Here is a 20,872-nt window from a genome sequence, read left to right as displayed (position 1 = left end):
CGATCACCGGGCTACGCACACCGCCCCTGAACTGCCAGATCAGGTTGGAAAAGGCTCATTGATGCCATAGTCGCTTCTTGGATCGGCATCTCCGACGAGGAGCTCATCTCTATCTATCGATCGCGATATCCTGTGCTTTGGGATTACGAGGATGTCACCTATTTTGATGCGCAAGGGCGACGAATTGCAGGGAACCATCGCGTGTTCGGGTCTCAACAAAAGCGGGGGGATTATGAGGAGTTGATTGACTATCTCGATGATCCGGAGGGAAGTCGCGTGCCGGATGGGTATGCCGCACCTTTCTGCAAGGCGAATAGGGAGAGTGAGTATCGGCAAGCTCACGCGGTGTTCAGTAAGCGGATTCAGGATGCTGTCGATTCAGGCTGGCAACCTTCATAAGCCGCTGCCGAGAAATAATAGCTCCGAATAATTCGCAAGCCGGGTGGCGCCTCGCGGTGATGGAAGCCCGATCGCAGGTATTTCGGCGAGCCTGCCTGGTGCGCGGGGGCGGATGAGACCTGGCTCAGGCCTGGGTCGGCGTCATCGCTCTCCGTACCCGGCCGGCACGCTTACCCAGATGCGTTCTCGTCGGGGGTGTCGGCAACGAAGACGCCCACACCTTGCCGGCCTTCCAAGACGCCTGCCTCGATGAGAAGGTCGATGGCCTTCCTGACCGTGACGCCCGACGTGTCGTACTGGTCGGCCAGTTCCCGGGTGGTGGGGAGCTTGTCGCCGGGCTTCAGGATGCCTGCGGCGATCTTGGTTTGGATCTCCCGTCGGATCCTTCGCCACAGCGGCTCGTAGGGCGCCATGGCCGGAGTTCATCACAGCTGCCGATGGGTCTTGCAACGTATGCCTGCCTTACGATCTATAGCTTGAAAGGCTTGTTTGGTTGTAAAGTAGTCGCACGGCGGCACACCGATGGGAGGACGCATGGCCAGGCGGTGGAAGTGGTTCTTGCGGGTGGGAGAGGCGGTGGCGGGCCTGGTCGGGCGGGTGATGTCCGGCAGGGCCTCGCCGGGGCGGTGGCGGCTGATAGATGGCGAGGCTCGCGTACCCGGATCGGTGGTGACCTCGCGGTGTGACGGCGCGGTGGTCTACGAGATGCCGGCGGAACGGCCGGCGCGGCTGGTGAACCGGCGTCCGGAGCGGCCCGGTGGGCGGGGTGGCAACCAGCGCGCGGGGTGCCGGCCGGTGCAGTCTCCGGCGGCGGATGCCTGGCGGCGGGGGAGTCGGGAGCGGTGAGCGAGGACCTGGCGTCGAGTGTGCCCCGGCGGGTGCTCGGGCGGCTGCTGAGCGAGTTACGCACCGAGGCGCGGATGACGGTGGAGGGCGCGGCGGGTGCGTTGCAGTGCAGCCGGCAGAAGGTGTGGCGGATCGAGGGTGCTGCCGGCCCGGTCCGCAGCTCGGACGTGTGGGCCATGTGCGAGCTGTACGGGGCGACGGGCCCGGTGAGCGCCGCGCTGGTCGGCCTGGCCGGGGAGACGAGGGCCAAGGGCTGGTGGTACGCCTACGGTGGGGCGATCCCCGACTGGTTCGACCTGTACGCCGCCCTGGAGGCCACCGCCGGCCGGCTGCGGGAGTACCAGCCGGTGCTGGTCCCCGCGCTGCTGCAGACCAGGGAGTACGCGGCGGTCACCTGCCAGCATCGGCCCGACGGTGAGCGGGATCGGCTGGTCGAGGCGCGGCTGGGTCGGCAGGGGCTGCTGCGGCGGCGGTTGCCCGCGCCGCCCCGCTTCGAGGCGGTGCCCGCCGAGGAGGTGCTGCTGCGTCCCGTCGGTGGTCCGGCGGCGATGGCCGACCAGCTTCGACACCTGCTGGCCGTGAGTCGGCAGCCGAACGTGTCGATCCGGGTGCTGCCACTGGTCGCCGGCCCGCACGCCGGTACTGTCGCGGGCGGGTTCGTGCTGCTGGACTTCCCGCCCGGCAACCGGGTGGCGCCGGCGCCACCCGTCATCTACCGCGAGTTCCTCACCGGCGCTCTCTACCTCGACCGGCCGGGTGAGGTAACCGCCTACGAGCGGATCTGGGCCAGCCTCGACGCCCTGGCGCTGGACCAGGCCCAATCCGCCCGACTCATCACCAAGATCCTCGAAGACGTCCACCACGGCGCAGGTGAGGGTGAGCCAGAGCCGAACGGCACGAGGATCCCCATTCCACACCCGTTCGGGCCGCATCGACTCGACAGCGTCGAGCCCCTGAGCCTGGCCGACCTCGCGCAGGCACAGGGTGTGGCACCGGTTCGCTCGATCGACGAGCTGCGGGGCGCGCAGATCGACGACATGGGCGACTGAGGTGGGGCCGGTGGTTCGTGTCGGGGCGGGCGTAGTTGGCCAAACGTTGAGGTTCGGTGGCTGGAAGGTTGACCAAGTGCGGTCACGACACCGGCAAGATGCCCGTGTGACGAACGGGATGAGGGCACAGTGGGCGCTTCAAGCTAGGGCGGCTCTGATCGTTGCAGCCATGCGGCGGTCCATCCTGACGTACGGCGAGCTTGGCGCCGCCATCGGGATCTCTGGCGTCGGCCTGCGGAACCAACTTCGGCATGTCCTGGTGGACGTATCGAACGAGTGCATTGCGCACAAGGAGCCATCGCTCGCTGCGCTGGTCGTCAACGCCAGCACCGGCCAGCCGGGAGCCGGCTGGCAGGACGGGAAGGTTCCGTGGCACGGAGAGGTTCAGCGGGTCTTCCGATACTGGGCTGGGCCTCGGGGAGCGAAGAAAGGAACGGCCGACGATGATTCCTCCGGGTAGGTGTCGCGAAACGCGTCGGTGACCCGGAGAAGATGGCTGACCAGCTCCGGCACCTACTAGCAGTGGTTGCCACACGTGTCGGTCCGGGTGCTGACATTGGCCGCCGGGCCGCATGTAGGTGCGGTCGCGAGGGCGTTCGTGCTGCTTGACTTTCCACCCGGCAACCGGGTCGAGCCCGAACCTCCGGTGGTTCACTTGGAGTCGGTGTCCAGCGCGCTCTATCTCGACCATCCGAAGGAGTTGGTCTCGGACGAGCGGACTTGGGCCAGCCTCGACATCTCCGGCCTCGGCCAGGACCGGTCCCGGACCTCATCGAGAACACCCTCGAGGAGACCCACCAGGGCCAGGGCTGACGGGAGGAAGGCGATGGCAACCCTCGTGACTCAACCAGCACATTCCCGGCAGCCATGAACCAGCAGCAGATAAAGTGTCGTTGAGCGGACAGTGGCAGGCGTGGGTATGTGGCACTCTGCCGCGGTGATCACGGCTGACAATGAACGGAACACCCCTGCCTCTGGCTCTGCAAGAGGGATGGTCGACGGCTTCGAGGGCTAAGTGACGCCATCACCCGAGGAGTACGCGCGGGTCCTGCAGACCGGTATGGTCGTGTTGGACGCCAACGTCCTGCTCAATCTTTACCGATACACGGCCGATGCCCGCGACGATCTGCTCGCGGTTCTGTCGGCGCTGTCGGACAGGCTCTGGGCTCCGCACCAGGTGCTGACGGAGTTCTGGCGGAATCGGGATCGGGTGCTGCGAGATCCACGGGACACCGCCAAGACCGCAGAGGAGTTGCAGAACATTCGCGGGCAGGCGGTGAAGGCCGTGCAGACGTGGGTGAACCGGGTAGCGTTGGAGCCCGCCCAGGCCTCGGCCGTTGTTGAGAAACTCACCGCCGGGTTCGACAAGGTGCTGCTGTATGTCGACGAGTTCAGAGACACTGCCGCGATCGACGCCGCACGTGATACCAACACCGACGTTGTATTGAGTTCACTCAACTCGATTCTTCACGGCAGGGTTGGTGAGCCGTTGGACGAGAAGGCCCATTCGTCTGCCTTGGTCGAGGCACAGCGACGGCTCGACGAGAAGATTCCGCCAGGCTACATGGATCGCAAGAAGGACATTGCCGAGGGCGCCGGCGACTACCTGGTGTGGGAGCAGTCTCTCAGGGAAGCGGAGAAGCGCGGCGCTGACCTCCTCTTCGTGACCGGCGATGCGAAGGAAGACTGGTGGCGGACGGAAGGCGGCGAGCGGCGTGGTCCCCGTGTCGAACTCGTGAACGAGTTACGTGACCGGGCAGGTGTGCGGTTGTTTATGGTCCGTCCCGCGCAGCTACTCAAATACGCGCGCGCCGTTCTCTCCGTGACCGTCCGCGAGGACTCCCTCCAGGACGCGGATCGGGTCGACGCGTTCCTCTCCGAGCCGGAACCCGATCTCTTGCACGGAGGATGGAGTCAGGAGACGCTCACTTACCTGCTCGACCGCCTGTCCAACGAGGCGCCCAGCCAGGCGCTTGTGCTCGTGTACGCGGCCAACCAGGGCGGATACGTCACCAGAAGCCAGGTGTACGAGATCGCTGGTTACCCCGAGGAACGAAGCTTGCGGGGCTTTACCCGACCGTTCAACCGGATTGTGCAGGCGATGCGTGATGAGGGGATTCTCCCCGAGCAGGCAGTCGACCTGTTCTGGGCTGTCTACAACGATGACTCGCCAGCTTTCGGGGTTGCCGCTGGGTTTCAGATACATGAGAACGCCCTTCCGTTGTTCCTTTCCCGGATTCGGGAGCGTGAGTCTTCGGAAGGAGAGGACGAATGAGGTCAGGGTGATCTCGCATGGGTCAGGAGCAGCGGCAGGCTCCTAGCGCAGACGGCACAACCCCGCAGGCGAAACATGCGTCCGGATGAAGTGTCCGCTTCACCGCCAGAGGCGCCGGCGGCTGCACCCTGCGAACGGTTGAGGTCGGAGCCGATCGAACGGCTTCGAGAGCCGCTTGCACTTCCTGCGTTGTGGCCCGTGGCCAGCCGCGAGCTCGTACCTGCTTGGCCAGCTTCTTGATGCTGATTCGCGGATTCGCTCTCCACGCCTTGCGCACCACCTCGACGAGGGGTTGCGGATTGCCGGTAGCCGCCGCGGGTTTGGCCTGCTGCCGGGCCGCAGTGGGTGGACTGATGATGGTGATGGTGCCGTAGGAGGGTGGCTGCTTCTTCCGTGCGGGCTTCGCTGGCCCTGTCGACGATGGCGAACGACGCGCGGCGGGATTCTTGGCGGTTTTGGCTGCTGTGGCAGGGTGAGCGTGCATGGCGTCGGCGACCTGGAGCGTGGTGACCTTTGGCCACCCCTTCGACCTGAGGCGTTGGGCGATCGCCTTGAACTGGATCCCGCGCTCCCGAGCGACCAGGGCGTGAGCAGCCTTGGCCAGGTCACGTTGTGATCGGGACGGCTGTGACTTCTTCGCCCCAGCGCCGGGGCGGCCACGCTGTGCCGTCCCGGAGGTGCCGGTGGTCCGCTTCTCCGGCTGAAGCCGGTCGAGCCAGGCGTCGGGAGTCCGGTCGGGCTTCTCGTCGTTTTCCCAGTCGTGCCGGGAGTCGGTGGAATCTCGACCCTCGACATTGGTGTACCAGTCGTTGATGGTGCGTCGAATTACCACACTGCCCCCCGCTGCCGTGGGCCCGGCATCGGCCGTGGAACAACCCGGATCGGGTTCGGCCTGGCCAGCGTGATGTCGATGCTATGGGCGGTACGGGCCGGCTGGGAAGGGCAGATGACGGCGTGGGGCCGTGGCGCAGGTGTCGGGTTTTTGATCCGGAATCCACACCAGACGGCCAACTGATCCACAGGGGAATCTGACGTAGCATCCCCGGGTGATCCGCTCATGAGGCCCACCATCGCCGCCGACACCCTCACGCGCACCCTCACCCAGTACCTCACCACCACCTTCGGGTTGACCGAGGCCGGCGTACGACAGGGGCTGGAGGGCTTCCTCGCCCACCCGGAGCAGGGCATCTTCCGGGGGCTGTACCTGCGGATCCGCACCCCCTTTCACCCGGCGATGGGTGACTGGCGGGCCTGCCTGGACTGGGCGCCGGCCGACTTCCGGCCCTACCGGCACCAGGCGGCGGCGTTCGGTCGACTGTCGACGAAGGACCGCGCGGCCGAGCCGACGCTGATCACCACCGGCACCGGCTCCGGCAAGACCGAGTCGTTCCTGATTCCCGTACTCGATCACTGCCGCCGGCAGCGGCAGCGGGGGCGGGCCGGGATCAAGGCGATCCTGCTGTACCCGATGAACGCCCTCGCCACCGACCAGACCCACCGGATCAACGAACTGCTCGGGGACCCGGCGCTGGCCGGGGTCACCGCCGGCCTCTACATCGGTGACGTCGCCGAGATCGAGTACCAGCACGTGCTCACCCGACGGTCGGAGATGCGGCGCACCCCGCCGGACATCCTGATCACCAACTACAAGATGCTCGACCTGCTCCTGCAGCGCGGTGACGACCTGCCGCTGTGGGAGCAGGCCGAACCGGCGTACGTGGTGCTCGACGAGTTCCACACCTACGACGGCGCGCAGGGTACCGACGTGGCGATGCTGCTGCGGCGGCTCGCCGCCGCGCTCGGGCTCGACGAGCCGGGCCGGCCGCTCGGGCCGATCTGCCCGGTGGCCACCTCCGCCACCCTCGGCGAGGGCGGTGGCCGCGACGGCCGTACCGCCATCCGCGAGGTCGCCGAGCAGGTCTTCGGGGTGCCCTTCGACGCCGGATCGGTGGTGGGGGAGGAGCGGTACGCACCCGCCGATTTCGTGGCCAAGCAGAACTTCGGTCTGCCGCTGCCCAGCCCGGAGCAGCTCGCCGCTGTCGACGACCGCGATCCCGAGGCGATGATGGATCAGGTCTGTGAGCTGCTCCTCGGCGAGCGCTGCCGGGGCAACCCGTCCCGCATCGGGGAGCTGCTCCAGGAGCACCCGCTGACCAAGGCGGTCCTCGACTCCCTCCAGACCCGCCCCGGCACCCTCGACGAGATCATCGAGGTGCTGCCCCGCAAGAATGCCACCGGCTGGGGCAGCGCCATGCGCAGCCGACCCGAGATCACCGCGCGGGCCCTGGCCCGCTTCGTCGGCCTGCTCGCCGAGGCCCAGAACCCCGACGGTTCGGGCCGGCCCCTGCTCAACATCGAAACCCACCTGTGGGTGCGCGCGGTCTCCCGGCTGCTGCGCGCCACCTCCCGTCGGGCCGCCTTCGGCTGGTACGGCGAGGCCCCCCGGGAGGCCGACCCGTACGCCAGCGACGTCGACTCGGTGGTCGCCGACAACCGCCACCCCCGGCTACCGGCGGTCTACTGCCGGCACTGCGGCCGCTCCGGCTGGATGGCGCTGTCGCCGGAGAGGGAACCGCAGGAGCTGGAGACCGACCCCGACAAGATCTACCGGGCCAGCGTCGGCCGGGACAAGCGCCGGGTCCGCGCCCTGATCGCCGCCACCCCGGACGAGGTACGCCAGCGCCCCGCCGGCCTGCACGTGCTCGAGTACGGCCGCCGCCTGCGCCCCTTCGACCCGCACCGGGACGCCGAGCTGGGTGACGACGAGGTCGTCGTCCGGGGTGACCTGCTCAGCATCGAGATGGCCGAGAAGGACCGCTGCCCGTCCTGCGAGATGGACCACGGCATCCGCTTCCTCGGCGCCGGCTTGGCCACCCTCGCCTCGGTGGCGATCACCCAGCTCTTCACCGGCGGCGAGCTGGACGAGGCCGAGCGCAAGACGCTGCTGTTCAACGACTCGGTGCAGGACGTCGCGCACCGGGCCGGCTTCGTGGCCAACCGGTCGTACGCCTTCTCCCTGCGGACCCTGCTCGCCGGGCGGCTCGAACCGGGCGAGTCGGTCGGCCTGGACGAACTCCTCACCCGCATGGTGCAGGCCGCCGCCGCGCAGGATGTCCTTTCCACCGTCGTGCCGCCCGACCTGTACGACCTGCCGGGCGTGGACAGCCTGCTCGCCGGGGAGGGCGGCGGCAGCCGCGACACCTGGGAGCTGATCAGCGAACGGCTCGTCTTCGCCGCCGTGCTGGAGACCGGGCTGCGCGCCCGGCAGGGCCGGACCCTGGAACTGACCCGCAGCGTCGCCGTCGAGGTGGCCCTCGACGAGCCGGCCCGTGCCGCCGCGATCTGCCGCGACGTGCACCGCACCGGCGCGCTCGTCGACCCCGCCGGCCTCGACGATGCCCGGTACCTGGCGTTCCTGCGCGGCCTGCTGGAACGGCTGCGCACCCGGGGTGCGGTCTGGCACCGCTGGCTTGAGCCGTACCTGCGACGCGGCGGCACCCGCTGGCAGATCTGGGGCGGTCGTCCCGCCGGCATGCCCGCCTTCCCCCGGGGCGTGTCGGCCCCCACCTTCCTGCTCGCCACCGGCAAGTCCCGCTCCGAGTTCGACGCGGTCACCGCCCGGGGCAACTGGTACCAGGACTGGACGGCCCGCTGTCTCGGCCTGGACCAGGCCGACGTCGCCGGCTACCTCACCCGGCTGCTGCCGGCCCTGGCCGCCGCCGACATCCTCGCCGCCGGGAACACCGAGGACGGCAACACCGTGTACGGGCTGCTCCCCGGACACCTGCGGGTCACCCGGCTCGCCGACGACGCCGCCGTCCGGGCCGGCGTCGGCTGCGACACCTGCCACTGGCAGCAGACCGAACACCCCGACCGGGTGGCCGACTGGCTCGACCAGCCGTGCCGGCAGTACCGCTGCCGTGGGCGGCTGCGCGCTGCCGTCGACGACACCGCCCCGGACGACTACTACCGCCGGCTCTACCTGGAGAGCGACGTCTTCCGCGTGGTCACCGGCGAGCACACCGGCATGCTCACCCGGGGCCAGCGGGAGAAGGTGGAGCAGCAGTTCCGCACCGGCACCCGGTACACCGACCCGAACGTGCTCTCCTGCACCCCCACCCTGGAGATGGGCATCGACATCGGGGCGCTCTCCGCGGTGGTGCTGGCCTCCCTGCCGCACGGGCCGGCCAACTACGTGCAGCGGGCCGGTCGGGCCGGCCGGCGCAGCGGCAACGCCCTCGTGCTCACCCTGGTCGGCCGCAGCGAACGGGACCGCTACTACCTCACCGAACCCCGTGACATGATCGCCGGGCAGATCGTGCCGCCCGGGTGCTTCCTCTCCGCCGTGGAGATCCTCCGCCGGCAGTACCTGGCCCACCTGATCGACCTGGCCGCCCGGGGACGGCTGCCCGGTGTGCTGCCCATGCCCCGCCGGGCGCACGTCCTGTTCGGTCCGAGTGGCTGGCTCGCCGGGCTCGCCGAGGCCGGTCGCCGGGATCCGGCCGCGCTGGTGGGGAACTTCCGGTCGCTGTTCGGCGATGCCATCTCCGACGTCGCGGTGAAACAGCTGACCGACTTCGCCGAGACCGGCCTCGCCCACCGGGTAAAGGAAGCCGAGGAGACGTGGGAGTCCCGCCTCGCCGACCTGCGCCGCCGCCTCGACGAGATCGCCACCGCCCGGGGGACGCTGGTGGCGAGCGACCCGGACCACGCCCGTGAAATCAGGATGCTCAAGTCCGAGGAGGCGGCCGTCCGCCGCCGGCTCAGGGAGATCGCCAGCGCCCCCGCGCACGGCACCATGGTCGAGTTCGGCCTGCTGCCCAACTACGCGCTCATCGACGCCCGCACCGACCTGGAAGCCACCCTGACCTGGGAGGAGAAGGTCGACGGGGACCGTCGGTTCCACACCGAACTGCGGGAGTACGCCCGCCCCGCCCGGCCGGCGCTGGTGGAGATCGCCCCCGGTAACAGCTACTACGTCCGGGGCTACCGGCACGAGATCTCCGGACTCGACGTCGGCCCACCCGACCGGCCCGCGTACGAGCAGTGGCGGGTCTGTGCCGCCTGCGGATACGTCCGGACCCACCTGGCCAGGGAGGACACCAGTGCCTGCCCCCGCTGCCAGGACCGGGGCATCGCCGACCACGGGCGGCTGTTCCGGGTGCTGCGACCCACCCGCGTGTTCAGCCGCGACAAGCGCGACGACGCGCGGATCCGGGACGACAGCGACGACCGGGTGCGCCGCTTCTACACCACCGCCACCGCCGTGGACGTCGACCCCGGCCGGCTGCACTCCTCGTGGCGGCACGCCCACGACACCTTCGGCGTCGACTACACCCGGCACGCGCTGATCCGACAGTTCAACCTCGGCGCCCAACGCTACGACCGGACCACCGAGCCCTTCGCCGGGCAAGAGGTACGGATCAATCGGTTCCACACCTGCACCTCGTGCGGCGGCACCACCGTGGACGGTGCACCCGTCACCAGCCAGCAGCTCGCGGCGCAGGCCTCCGGCGCGACCGTCGTGACGGGCGCCGAGCACCACCTGCCGTGGTGCCCGCACCGGCGGTCGACAGCCGGGCCGGACAGCCACGTCGGCCTGATCCTGGCCCACGAGCTGGAGACCGAGGCGCTGCGGATCCTGGTCCCGGTGGCGACCGCCACGGTCGCCGAACGGCTCGTCTCCTTCGCCGCCGCCGTCCGCCTCGGCATCGCCGCCAAGTACGGCGGTGAGCCGGCGCACCTGCAGGTCGTCTCCTCGATGATGCCGGACCGGTCGAGCGAGGGCACCCGCAACTTCGTGGTCGTCTACGACACCCAGCCGCAGGGCACCGGCTACCTGCACCGGCTGGCCGACTCGGCGGAGTTCCGCGAGGTGCTGGAGTTGGCCCGGCAGCGCATCGCCGACTGCGGGTGCCGCCAGGAGGGGCGGGCGGTCTGCCACCGCTGCCTGCTGCGCTACGCGCGCAACGAGGAGTTCGCCCTGATGAGCCGGGACGAGGCGATCGGCATGCTGGACCGGTTGCTGGACACCTGGGACGTCGAGCAGGGCACCCCTACCGACGAGATCTCCCTGATCGACCAGGTGGAGAGCGAACTCGAACTGCAGTTCCTCACCAAACTGCTCGCCCTCGGCGAGACCCCCGGCTCCGGGGTGAGCGTCGAGCGGCGTACCGAACTCGACGGCGTCCGCATCGCCGACCTGAAGTTCGTCCGCGACGGCGGCCGTACCGTCACCCGTTGGCAGATGCGGTTGCAGAACACCATCCGTGGCACCCGCCCCGACGTGCACTTCACCCGCCTCGACGGCTCCTCCCCGGACGTGGTCGTCTACCTCGACGGCTTCAAGTACCACGCCACCCCGCAGCACAACCGACTCGCCGACGACGCCGAGAAACGGGCCCGGCTGCACGCCCACGGGTACCTGGTCTTCGCCGGCACCTGGGACGACGTGAAGAGCTGGGGGAACACCGACGCCCCGGGCCGTTGGCTGCCGTACGGCGGAATCGCCCGGCAGAAAGCCCGCGAGCGGTACCGGCAGTTCCTCCCCGGCGCCGACCCGGACGAGCTGGCCAACCTGCTCTGGGTCAACCCGATCGAGCAGCTCATGGGCTTCCTCGCCGAGCCGGACCTGGCCCGCTGGCAGCGCCGGGCCGAAGCGACCCTCGCCGGCCTCGTCACCCAGGCCCGGGACCAGAGCCGGACGGACTCCACCGGCGTCGCCGACCGGCTGCTCGCCTCCCTGCACGGCGACCCGCTGCCGACTGCGGTGAAGACCGGGCGAATCATGGTCACCCGTGCCCGGGACGACGCCGACTGCCCGGTGACCGTCGTCTTGGACCTCCGCGGCCCGGCACCGGTCTGGACCGCACTGGTGGTGCTGGACGACCGCCCGGCGACCCTGACCGCAGCCGGCCACAAGCAGCGGTGGGCGGCCTGGCTGGCCTGGGGCAACGTCCTGCAGTTCCTCGCCACCGGCGACGGCGACGGCGGACAGCTCGCCCACTCGGCCCTGCCCCTCTTCGAACCGGCCTCGCTGGCCGTGACCGAAGGCACCGGCCTGGCCCTGTCCCGCCGGGTCCCACCGCTGGACGAGGAGACGGCGACCTGGCTCGGTGTGGCGGCGCAACCGGCGCCGACCGCCCCCGCACCGGTTGACGACACCTCCCCCTGGCGGGATGTCCTACGCTACGTCGACCCCGACGAGAGCAACCTGGAACAGCTCGTGCAGCAGCTCGCCCGACGTGACGTGCCCACCCCCGTGGTCGGCTACGAACTCGGCGACCAGGGCTGGCAGGCCGAGCTGGCCTGGCCCGACCAGCGGATCGCCGTCGTCCTCACCGGAGCGTCCGACGACCCGGAGAACGAGGACCGGGACCGGGCGTACGCCGACGCGGGCTGGCAGGCACGCACCGCCCGGGACTGGACGGCGGACGAGCTGGCGGCACAGATCGTGACGACGAACCAGGGAGACGAGCGATGAACACGGGGCCGACCCTGCGGATGCTGGACCGCGCCGACAAGGAGGTCATGGCCCTCACCCGGGCCGACAAGGGCGCCGTCTACGAGTTCATGCACAAGTTCCGCCACAACCCGGACAACCCGGGGCTCAAGCTCAAGACGCTGGCCGGAGACACCCGGCTGATGTCCGCCCGGGTGACCCGGGACTACCGGGCGTTGCTCCTGCACATCGCCGCGCGGGATTACCTGCTCGTCGCGGTCCGCCACCGCAGCGAGGTGTACGACGACCTCAGCCGGTACGCGTACCGGATCAACCGGGTGACCGGCGGCATCGAGGTCGTCGACCTAGAGCCGGTGGGGGACAGCATCGTCGGCCGGGTCGTTCCACCCGAAGAGTCGCCACGCCCCCTCTTCACCGACTACACCGACGCGCAGCTGCTGGAACTCGGCGTCGCCGAGCCGCTGCTGCCGCAGATCCGGGCCCTCACCACCGAGGCGGAGCTGCTGGAGCTGCTCGACCGCGCCCCGCAGCTCACCACCGACGTCCTCTTCGCGCTCTACGACGGCACCCGCTACGAGCAGGTGCTGGAGCAGGTCACCAAGCCGGTACGAGCCGACGAACCGGTCGACCCGGAGGACTACGCACGGGCGGCGGAACGCCCTGCCACCCAGGTGACCTCGGACGACGAGGCGCTGCAGGCGGTCCTCGGCGATCCGTTCAACCGCTGGCAGATCTTCCTGCACCCGACCCAGCGCAAGCTGGTCGAGCGCGCGTACACCGGCCCGGCCCGGGTCGGTGGTGGACCCGGCACCGGCAAGACGATCGTGGCCCTGCACCGGGTCGCGCACCTCGCCCGCCACCTGCCACCGGGCTCGGACAAACCCATCCTGCTCACCACCTTCAACCGCAACCTCGCCGCCGACCTGCGCACCCGGCTGACGGCCCTCGGTGGGCAGGAACTCACTGCCCGGGTGGACATCGTCAACATCGACCGGCTGGCGAACCGGGTGGTGGCCGAGGCCAAGGCCGGTGGTGGCCGGCGGGTGGTCGACGACAACCAGGTCCCCGTCCTGTGGGCCGAGTTCCTCGTCGAGACCGCGGAGACCGGGTGGGACGCGGAGTTCCTGGCCGCCGAGTGGACCCAGGTGATCCTCGGGCAGGTGCTCAACTCCCGTACCGAGTACTTCAAGGCCCGTCGGCCCAACCGGGGCCGCAGCCTCACCCGCGTCGAACGGGACCGGATCTGGCAGCTCACCGAGCGCTTCACCACCTGGCTGGACGGGCGCGGCATTTGGACCTGGCGGCAGGTCGCCCAGCGGGCCGCCCGCCTCGAGATGGACCGCACCGCCCCCCACGCCGGTGAGGGGTCCTCCGGTGGATTCCACCGGCCGCGCTACCGGCACGTGGTGGTCGACGAGGCGCAGGACCTCAGCGCCGCACACTGGAAGATGCTGAGGGCCATGGTCGCCGCCGGACCCGACGACATGTTCCTCACCGGAGACACCCACCAGCGCATCTACGACAACCACGTCACCCTGGGCAGCCTCGGCGTCAACATTCGCGGTCGGTCGTCCCGGCTGACTCTGAGCTACCGCACCACCCGCCAGATTCTGGCCGACGCCCTCGAACTCATGACTGGGGAGGTCTACGACGATCTCGACGGCGGTGCCGAGGACCTCGCCGGCTACCGCTCCCTGCTGCGCGGCGCTCGGCCAATCTTCCGCGGTGCCGGCACCTGGGCCGAGGAGCGTGAGCTCATTGTCGAGCAGCTGAACTCCTGGGGCAGCCCGACCGACGGCTCCGTGGCGATCTGCGTCCCTACCCGGGAGTTGGCCAACGAGGTCACCGCGCGGCTGGTCGCCGAGGACATATCGGCGGTGGAGATCGGCGCGGACGGTCCCCGGCGCTCCGACGGCGTCCACGTCGGCACCATGCACCGTTTCAAGGGCCTGGAGTACCAGCGGATGATCATCGGGGGAGTCAGCGACGGTCTGGTGCCCCGCCAGGCGATGAGCCAGTACCGCGACCGTGACCCGAAACGCTACCAGCGGGAACGCCAGCGGGACCGTTCGCTGCTGTTCGTCGCCGCCACGCGGGCCCGCGACGAACTCGCCGTGTTCTGGCACGGCACGCCCAGCCCTTTCCTCACCAGTCGGCTCGTGCAACGCCCGCTACCCTGAGTCCTGGTTTCCGGACCCACCGGTGCCGACAACGAGCCCAGGGGAGGACCACGGGTGCAGGCAGGGGACCGCGTCGGAGACCGGTACGAGCTGACGTATCCGATCGGACGCGGCGGGATGGGCCAGGTCTGGGCCGGCTACGACGAGCGGCTCGACCGCCCGGTGGCGATCAAGTTCCTCCGGCAGGCGGAGGTGCCGGAGGAACAGCGGGCCACCGCGGTCAAACGGTTCCGGCGCGAGGCACGGGCGACCGCACGGCTGGACCATCCCGGCGTGCCCACTGTGCACGACCTGGGCGCGTACGGCCACGACCTCTACCTCGTCATGCAACTCGTCCCCGGTGCCGTGCTCGCCGATCACATCGCCGAGAACGAGCGCCTGGGCATCGGCGAGGCGACGTCGATCGCCGGGCAGATCTGCGCCGTACTCACCGCCGCGCACGCCGCGCGTCTCGTGCACCGCGACCTGAAGCCGCAGAACCTCATGATCACCCTGGATGGCGTCGTCAAGGTGCTCGACTTCGGCGTCGCCGCCCTGCTCGACCCGGCCGAGGTGTCCCGGCTCACCGCCACCGGCAGCACCCTCGGCAGCCCCGCGTACATCGCCCCCGAGCAGGCCGCCGGGAGACCCGTGGGGCCGGCGGCCGACCTCTACGCGCTGGGCTGCATCCTGTTCGAGATGCTCACCGGTCGGACACCGTACGAGGCCACGAACGCTCCCGACATGCTGCGGCAGCACCTGTACTCGCCAGCCCCCATCATCACCGAGCACCGCCCCGAGGTCCCCGAGGACCTGGCACACCTGGTGTTCTGTCTGCTAGCCAAGGACCCGGCCGACCGTCCCACGTCGGCAGCAGCGGTACGGCAACTGCTCGCCCCGTTCGCCGACCACAACGACATTCTGGTCGTCGGCGCACCTGGTCCGCCCCGAGCGATGTCCCGGACGATCCGTGCCGTGCCGGCTCCACGCGGCCGTGGGGGACTAGCTGCGCTGCGGGCGCGGGCCCGGGAGCTGGTCGAGGGCGAGCGGTACGCCCAAGCCGTTGACGTGTTGGAACAGGCCTTGAGAACAGTCGACGGCGACGGTGGGCCATGCGACGAGCAGGTGCTCGCACTTCGGCTGGACCTGGCCGACCTGTACCTGCTTGCCGGCGACTTCCGGCAGGCTTATTACAGCTTCACGGCGCTCGCCGGAGACCTGGCCGGCATTGACGGGCAGCAGGAACTCGTCAAGCACTGCCGGGACCAAGCTCTCGTCTGCTGGCAGGAACTGGGCGAGACGGGGATGTTGGGTCGGTGCGTCCAGCTGGCGTCAGGCACCCGGAGGCCGGTTGATTAACCTGGCACCAGCAGCGAGGGCAACTGGCGTGACGCCTCGTGCGCCTGCGAAGCCCGCAAACAGCTGAAGATTACCCAGAGCCACCCGATGTGCCATGTGCCGTTCGAGTGCAAGAAGATCGCAACGAACGGTGGTACCAGCTCGACCAGGTCCACTGGCGCACCTCGCCGCCCGGTCCGCAACATTGCGTAGAGGTGCGTCGACGTTGCTGGAACGGGGCCAGGCGTGGTGGAATGGCTCATATCGCCGCAGCGCGGGGGCAAACGCGCTGAGAAACGGCGACACGGGAGCATCGCAGTGCCGGCAGCGCACCGCTGTGGCGGGCGCGCACCTGCCGCATCGCCGGGTCACCTTGACGACGACGGGCGTCACCGCACCAGAACCGGCGACGAGGTGAGTAACGATCATGTTTTCTCGGAAGAGCTTCCCGGGGTGGTACCGGCACCGCTTCATGGGGGTGGCCGTGGTCCTGCTGGCATCAGCCGGCCTGGTCGTGCTGGTCAACTCGGCCGGCGCGGAGCCGGAGCCGGCGGATCTGCGCAGTCAGCTCGTGACCCGGATGCGGACCACGCTCGAGCAGGCGGACCCGGAGCACCACAACCACGCGGGACACGGCGTCCAGCAGGCGGCCACGGGGGAGGAGACGAAGCCGGCGGTGGTCTGCGGGGTCCGCGTGTACGGCCACGAGCCGGCCGAGGCCACCGCGCTCGCCGACGTGCGGACGGTCTACGGCTTCCACCTCTGCGGTGTCGCCGAGCAGAAACGCCCCTGGGACGTGGCGGTCAAGCTGGCCGGTCCACTGATCATGGACTTGTCCACCGAGCCTGCGGGCATCCAGGTGGTGGAGGCGACCGAGGACGTCCGGTTCGTCGACCGGCTGCGGGAGATGTTCCCGGCCCCGTACGCGGAGTTGGCGCAGGCGGAGTCCTTGGGCGACTCGGAGATGGCCGACCTGCGCCGCCGGTACGACGCCGCGGCCGGAATCTGACCATCCTGGGCGGGACCTCGCCGTAGCCCACGGATGCGTGCCGGTCGCCCCGATCGATGCGGCCGACACTCCGATGTGGACCACGGTGGGACGTCACCGTAGCGCACCAGGGGTGAGCCCGGGGCAGCACCCGCCAGCACCGTGGATCAGAGTTTCGTTAGCCTCACGTTACCGATCGAATGAGGTGACTGGAGCGGCTGTGGGGCGGAGAACACTGGTCAACGGCCGCTATGAGCTCCTCGATCGGCCCTCCGAGCAGGGAGCCATGGGGGAGGTCTGGTTCGGCCGGGACAACCGGTTGGACCGGCCGGTGGTGGTGAAGTTCCTCCAGTTCCCCGCCACCGGCAACAAGGTCGAGGACGTCTACACCCGGCGCTTCCTCCGGGAGTCCCGGATCACCGCCCACCTGGAGCATCCCGGCGTGCCGGCGGTGTACGACGTGGGCACCCACAAGGGGCGCTCGTACCTGGTGATGCAGCGGATCCGGGGGGTCAGCCTGCGGACACTGCTCGCCGAGGAGGGACGGCTGCCGGTCGGCTGGGTGGCGGCGATGGCGGCGCAGGTCTGCGCCGTGCTCTCCGCGGCGCACCGCGCCTCGCTCGTCCACCGGGACCTCAAGCCGGGCAACCTGATGCTGGAGCCGGAGGGCACGGTGAAGGTGCTCGACTTCGGGCTCGCCGTCGCGCCGGCCCTCACCGACCTGTCCCGCATCACCATGACCGGGCACATGATGGGCACGCCCGAGTACATGTCGCCCGAGCGTATCGAGGCCAACGTCAGCGGGCCGGCGTCCGACATCTACGCGCTGGGCTGCACCATCCACGAGCTGCTCACCGGCCGGCGACCGTTCGTCGGGGCCACCCCCTTCGACGTGATGAACAAGCAGGTACGGGAGGAACCGCCGCCGTTGCGTTTCGTCCGGCCGGAGATCCCGGTGGGGCTGGAGGCGCTGGTGCTGGAGATGCTGCGCAAGCGGCCCGAGGAGCGGCTCGCCGACGCCGACGTGGTGCACCAGCTCCTGCTGCCCTTCGTGGACGATCTCAAGCCGATCCCCGGCGTGGTCGACTCGCCCACGGCGTCGAACGGGGTCCGCCTGTACGCCCGGGTGGTGAGCCAGATGCTCGCCGCCGGCCATCGTCCCGCCACCGTCGGCGCCCTCGCCGAGGGGCACGCGATGACGCTGCGGTCGGAGCAGGCGGACGCGTACTTCGCCGACGGCGACTACCGGCAGGCCGCCGCGATCTACCGGTTGCTGGCCGAGGACGTCGCCGCCCGGTACGGCCCGTTGTCCGAGCGGGCCCTGACCTACCGGTCGAGGGTCGTGACCTGCCACGGCCTGCTCGGCCTCACCGACCAGATGAGTGAGGAACTGGTTGGGCTGATCGACGACCACACCAAGGTCTTCGGCGCGAGCGACCACCGGACCGTGCAGTTGCGGCGGCAGTTCGGGCTGCGCCGGATGGGCCGGGTCGCCCGCGACGAGGTCGCCGAGCACCAGCCGGCCGTCCCTGCCGACCTGCCGCGCCGGCAGAGCGCGGAGGCGACCGACCTGAACGACTTCGTCATCCTTCGCAAGCCGTTCCGCCTCAACCGGCGCTCGTAGCGGCGAGGCGGCCGGCCGTACCGGCTCCGGCGTCAGCGGGGCCCGGGACCGGTGGGGTGCGCCGGGCCGAGCCGGTCCCGTACCTCCATCAGCGCGAAGCCGAGCAGGTTCTGCCCGCGCCACTGTGCCGGCCGGGTGGCCCGCTCGTCGTCCGCGGCCAGCCCGATGCCCCAGATCCGGTCCAGCGGGCTCGCCTCGACCAGGACGCGGTCACGGGTACCGGCGAGGTAGGCGTGCAGGTCGGGGTGCTGGCGGAACTTCTCGACGTTGCCGGCGACCACGATCTCGAACCGGTGGGCGTCCCACCGGGTCTGGTCGAAGTCGCGTACCTGCCGGCCGAGGGCCTTGACCGTCTTGGGGTGGTCGGCGGCGAGGATCCGGGCGGCGGTCCGCTCGTCGCCGAAGAGCAGCGCCTTGCGGTGCATCATGTAGTGCTCCGCCGTCGGGTAGCGCACCGAGTCGACCGTGAAGGTCGTCGGGTACCACTGGCTCAGGCAGCCGGCTCCGGTGCTCCCGTCCCGCTGCGGCTGGTGGCCCCAGAAGAACAGGTACCGCAGCCGGGCACCCCGGGCGTCGAGGTGACGGGCCTCGTCCAGAGTGCGGGGCAGCGCGTCGATCCGTTCCATACCGGCAACGGTGCCAGGACGGGCCGGTGCGGGCCAGCGGGTTTCCCGCCGGCCGGCCCGGCGGGCGGGAAACGCGGCCCGGCGGGCGGGGTACGGGCGGCCCGGCCCTCGGCTCCGGACCGCCCGACCCGCCGCCGGACCCGTGTCGGCCGGTCAGCTCAGCGGGAACTCGTCGAACAGCACCACCGCCGAGTCCGGCTCGCGGGTGTCGAAGCGGTACGACCGCACCACCCCGGCCGCCGAGTCGAGCAGCGAGAAAACGGTGATGTCGTTGCTGGACACGTACGGCAGGGGCGTGCCGGCGGCGTCGGTCAGCGGGGCGACGGTCGGCACCACCGGCGTCAGCCCACCCGGGTCGCCCTGCCGGACGTGGTCGGGGCTGTCCGGCAGGTTCCGCGAGGCCCCGTTGGAGGCGTCGTACGCGCCGTAGCTGTTGCCCACGTTGGAGGTCTCCAGCCAGTTGACCCCGTGCGGGTTGCGGAACCGGTTCCACAGGTGCGAGTGTCCGTTGTGCACCAGGTTGACGCCCCGGGCGGAGAAGAGCGGCTCCAGGTCGCGCAGGATGTGGTCGTCGGCGAGGGGGTACTCGTACCGGACGCCGGTGACCGCGCCGGTGGCCGGGTCCCGGGTGATCGTCTGCACCGGGTCGGTGAACGGGGGCGCGGAGTTGTCGCCGAGGCCGTGGCCGGGGTGGTGGTACATGACCACCCGGTACTTCGCCTGGCGGGCCTCGGCGGAGGCGAGCTGCCGGTCGAGCCAGCGGTACTGCCGCGACCCGCGCGCGATCGGCTCGAAGATGAACTGACCGTAGCCCCAGCGGCTCTCGTCGCCCAGGTCGGCGGGCGCCTCGGAGAACTTGCCCCGGGTGTTGGCGGCCCCGGAGCGCCAGATCTGGGTGGCGAAGAGGGTGACCAGGTGGACGTCGCCGATGGTGCGGGCCCACCAGCGGGGGCCGCCGGCGGCGCTGCGCGGGTAGGGGAACAGCTCCTCGTAGGTGGTGACGTCCCAGGAGTGCAGGCCGAGCCAGGTCTCCTCGTCGATGCCGGCCGGCCGGGTCTCCTGCCACCGGCGGCGGGCCACGTCCAGCGGCTGCGGGTCGTTGAACTGGGCGTTCAGGCCGGCGGTGTCGGACCAGCGTCCCATCACCTCGTGGTTGCCGATCGCCGGAAACAGCGGGGAGTGCTGCACCAGCGGCGCGCCCCGGTAGGTCCGGCCGGCGATGGTCCGCTCGGCGCGGCCGGTCAGCCCGGCGAAGAACGCCCGCCCGCCGGTGTGGTCGAACCACTCGCTGGCCCGGTCCGGGATGTTGACCAGGTCACCGGCGACGAGGATGCCGTCGAGGCGGACCCCCGCGGTCTCGGCGACCTTCTCCAGGTTGACCGGGGTCATGCCCATGAGCTGGTGGTCGCTGGTGAGCAGCAGCCGCACCGGCTGGCGGGCCGGCACGGCGGGGGCGAGGGAGTACGTGGCGGTGACCGTCGCCCGGCCGAGGTGGTCGACGGAGACCACCCGGTAGGGGGTGCGCTCGCCGGCCGTCAGCCCACCCACCCGGACCAGGTGCCGGTACACCGGTCGGTCCACCACGGCGGTGAAGGTGCGGCCCGGGACGGCCGAGCCGGCGTCCTCCCGGGTACGGCTCAGCCGCAGCGTCTCGGCGGTCAACCGGCGCCAGCCGGGGCCGGCGCCCCGCCGGCCGGTGGCCGCGTCCAGGGCGGCCTGCTCGCTCAGCGCGGCCACCTCCGCGCCGACCAGCACCACCTGCGTGGTGCCGTGCTCCTCGGTGTGCCACACCACGTGCACCGCGCTGGCCTGCGGGTCGAGCAGGTACGGCTCGCAGAGCAGCGGCCGGCCGCCGAGCCGGGCCGGTGGCGGGTCCTGCGGCCGGGCCGGTACCGGCGTGACCGGCGAGGCGGCGGCCGGGGCGGCGGGGCCGGCGGCGATCCCGGCGGCCACCGCGGCGCCCCCGGCGATCGTCAGAACGGTACGGCGGGTGAGGCTGGTGGAGTCGTCGGCGGTCGGGCCGTCCACCCGGTGCTCAGTCATGACCAGCAGCTCAGCAAAGGCCGCTGACAAGATCACCCCTGCCGGGTGAACGGCACCGCTCGC

Annotated in this window: 12 protein-coding genes; 8 read left to right on the top strand and 4 right to left on the bottom strand. The window is 70.4% G+C overall.

Translation table 11 applies throughout. The features are described 5' to 3' along the window. Positions 1-569: 569 nt before the first annotated feature. Positions 570-812, bottom strand: a complete 243-nt coding sequence (locus AWW66_RS18245; protein ID WP_067367698.1) for a GntR family transcriptional regulator — start codon at positions 810-812, stop codon at positions 570-572. Between the two features lie 429 nt (positions 813-1,241). Between AWW66_RS18245 and AWW66_RS18240 the strand changes: the two genes are divergently transcribed. The 3 genes from AWW66_RS18240 (at position 1,242) to AWW66_RS18230 (ending at position 4,569) form a co-directional block, all read left to right on the top strand. Continuing rightward, entirely contained in the window at positions 1,242-2,294 is a 1,053-nt protein-coding gene (locus AWW66_RS18240; protein ID WP_067367696.1) for a helix-turn-helix domain-containing protein, read from the top strand. A 535-nt stretch (positions 2,295-2,829) separates the two neighbouring features. Beyond that, on the top strand, positions 2,830-3,165 hold the full coding sequence (locus AWW66_RS36465) for a Scr1 family TA system antitoxin-like transcriptional regulator (RefSeq protein WP_396890563.1): 336 nt from the start codon (positions 2,830-2,832) through the stop codon (positions 3,163-3,165). A 198-nt stretch (positions 3,166-3,363) separates the two neighbouring features. Continuing rightward, a complete protein-coding gene (locus AWW66_RS18230) occupies positions 3,364-4,569 on the top strand; it encodes a PIN-like domain-containing protein (RefSeq protein ID WP_157527552.1) in 1,206 nt (401 codons plus the stop codon). Between the two features lie 22 nt (positions 4,570-4,591). Here the strand turns inward: AWW66_RS18230 and AWW66_RS33775 are convergent, their stop codons facing one another. Further along, the gene (locus tag AWW66_RS33775) at positions 4,592-5,401 is read right to left on the bottom strand and encodes a hypothetical protein (protein ID WP_157527550.1); all 810 of its coding nucleotides are present in this window, start codon (positions 5,399-5,401) and stop codon (positions 4,592-4,594) included. 225 nt (positions 5,402-5,626) lie between these two features. Between AWW66_RS33775 and AWW66_RS18225 the strand changes: the two genes are divergently transcribed. The 5 genes from AWW66_RS18225 to AWW66_RS18205 all read left to right on the top strand — a co-directional run bounded on the left by AWW66_RS18225 (position 5,627) and on the right by AWW66_RS18205 (position 18,140). Further along, the gene (locus tag AWW66_RS18225) at positions 5,627-12,052 is read left to right on the top strand and encodes a DEAD/DEAH box helicase (RefSeq protein ID WP_067367687.1); all 6,426 of its coding nucleotides are present in this window, start codon (positions 5,627-5,629) and stop codon (positions 12,050-12,052) included. Continuing rightward, the gene (locus tag AWW66_RS18220) at positions 12,049-14,211 is read left to right on the top strand and encodes a UvrD-helicase domain-containing protein (protein ID WP_067367684.1); all 2,163 of its coding nucleotides are present in this window, start codon (positions 12,049-12,051) and stop codon (positions 14,209-14,211) included. Before AWW66_RS18225 ends, AWW66_RS18220 begins: the two co-directional genes overlap by 4 nt. Positions 14,212-14,265: 54 nt before the next feature. Then, positions 14,266-15,549, top strand: a complete 1,284-nt coding sequence (locus AWW66_RS18215) for a serine/threonine-protein kinase (protein WP_067367681.1) — start codon at positions 14,266-14,268, stop codon at positions 15,547-15,549. Positions 15,550-15,955: 406 nt separating this feature from the next. Continuing rightward, a complete protein-coding gene (locus tag AWW66_RS18210; RefSeq protein WP_067367679.1) occupies positions 15,956-16,537 on the top strand; it encodes a hypothetical protein in 582 nt (193 codons plus the stop codon). Positions 16,538-16,802: 265 nt separating this feature from the next. Then, complete coding sequence (locus AWW66_RS18205) at positions 16,803-18,140, top strand: serine/threonine-protein kinase (protein WP_067367676.1); 1,338 nt, start codon at positions 16,803-16,805, stop codon at positions 18,138-18,140. Between the two features lie 32 nt (positions 18,141-18,172). Here the strand turns inward: AWW66_RS18205 and AWW66_RS18200 are convergent, their stop codons facing one another. Beyond that, on the bottom strand, positions 18,173-18,766 hold the full coding sequence (locus AWW66_RS18200) for a riboflavin biosynthesis intermediates N-glycosidase (RefSeq protein ID WP_067367673.1): 594 nt from the start codon (positions 18,764-18,766) through the stop codon (positions 18,173-18,175). A 153-nt stretch (positions 18,767-18,919) separates the two neighbouring features. Continuing rightward, positions 18,920-20,809, bottom strand: a complete 1,890-nt coding sequence (locus AWW66_RS18195; protein WP_211271985.1) for a metallophosphoesterase family protein — start codon at positions 20,807-20,809, stop codon at positions 18,920-18,922. Between the last annotated feature and the right edge of the window lie 63 nt (positions 20,810-20,872).

Source organism: Micromonospora rosaria, assembly GCF_001567585.1.
Lineage (GTDB): Bacteria > Actinomycetota > Actinomycetes > Mycobacteriales > Micromonosporaceae > Micromonospora > Micromonospora rosaria.
The sequence above is the reverse complement of the archived record's forward strand: the minus strand, read 5'-3'. Positions and strand labels throughout refer to the sequence as shown.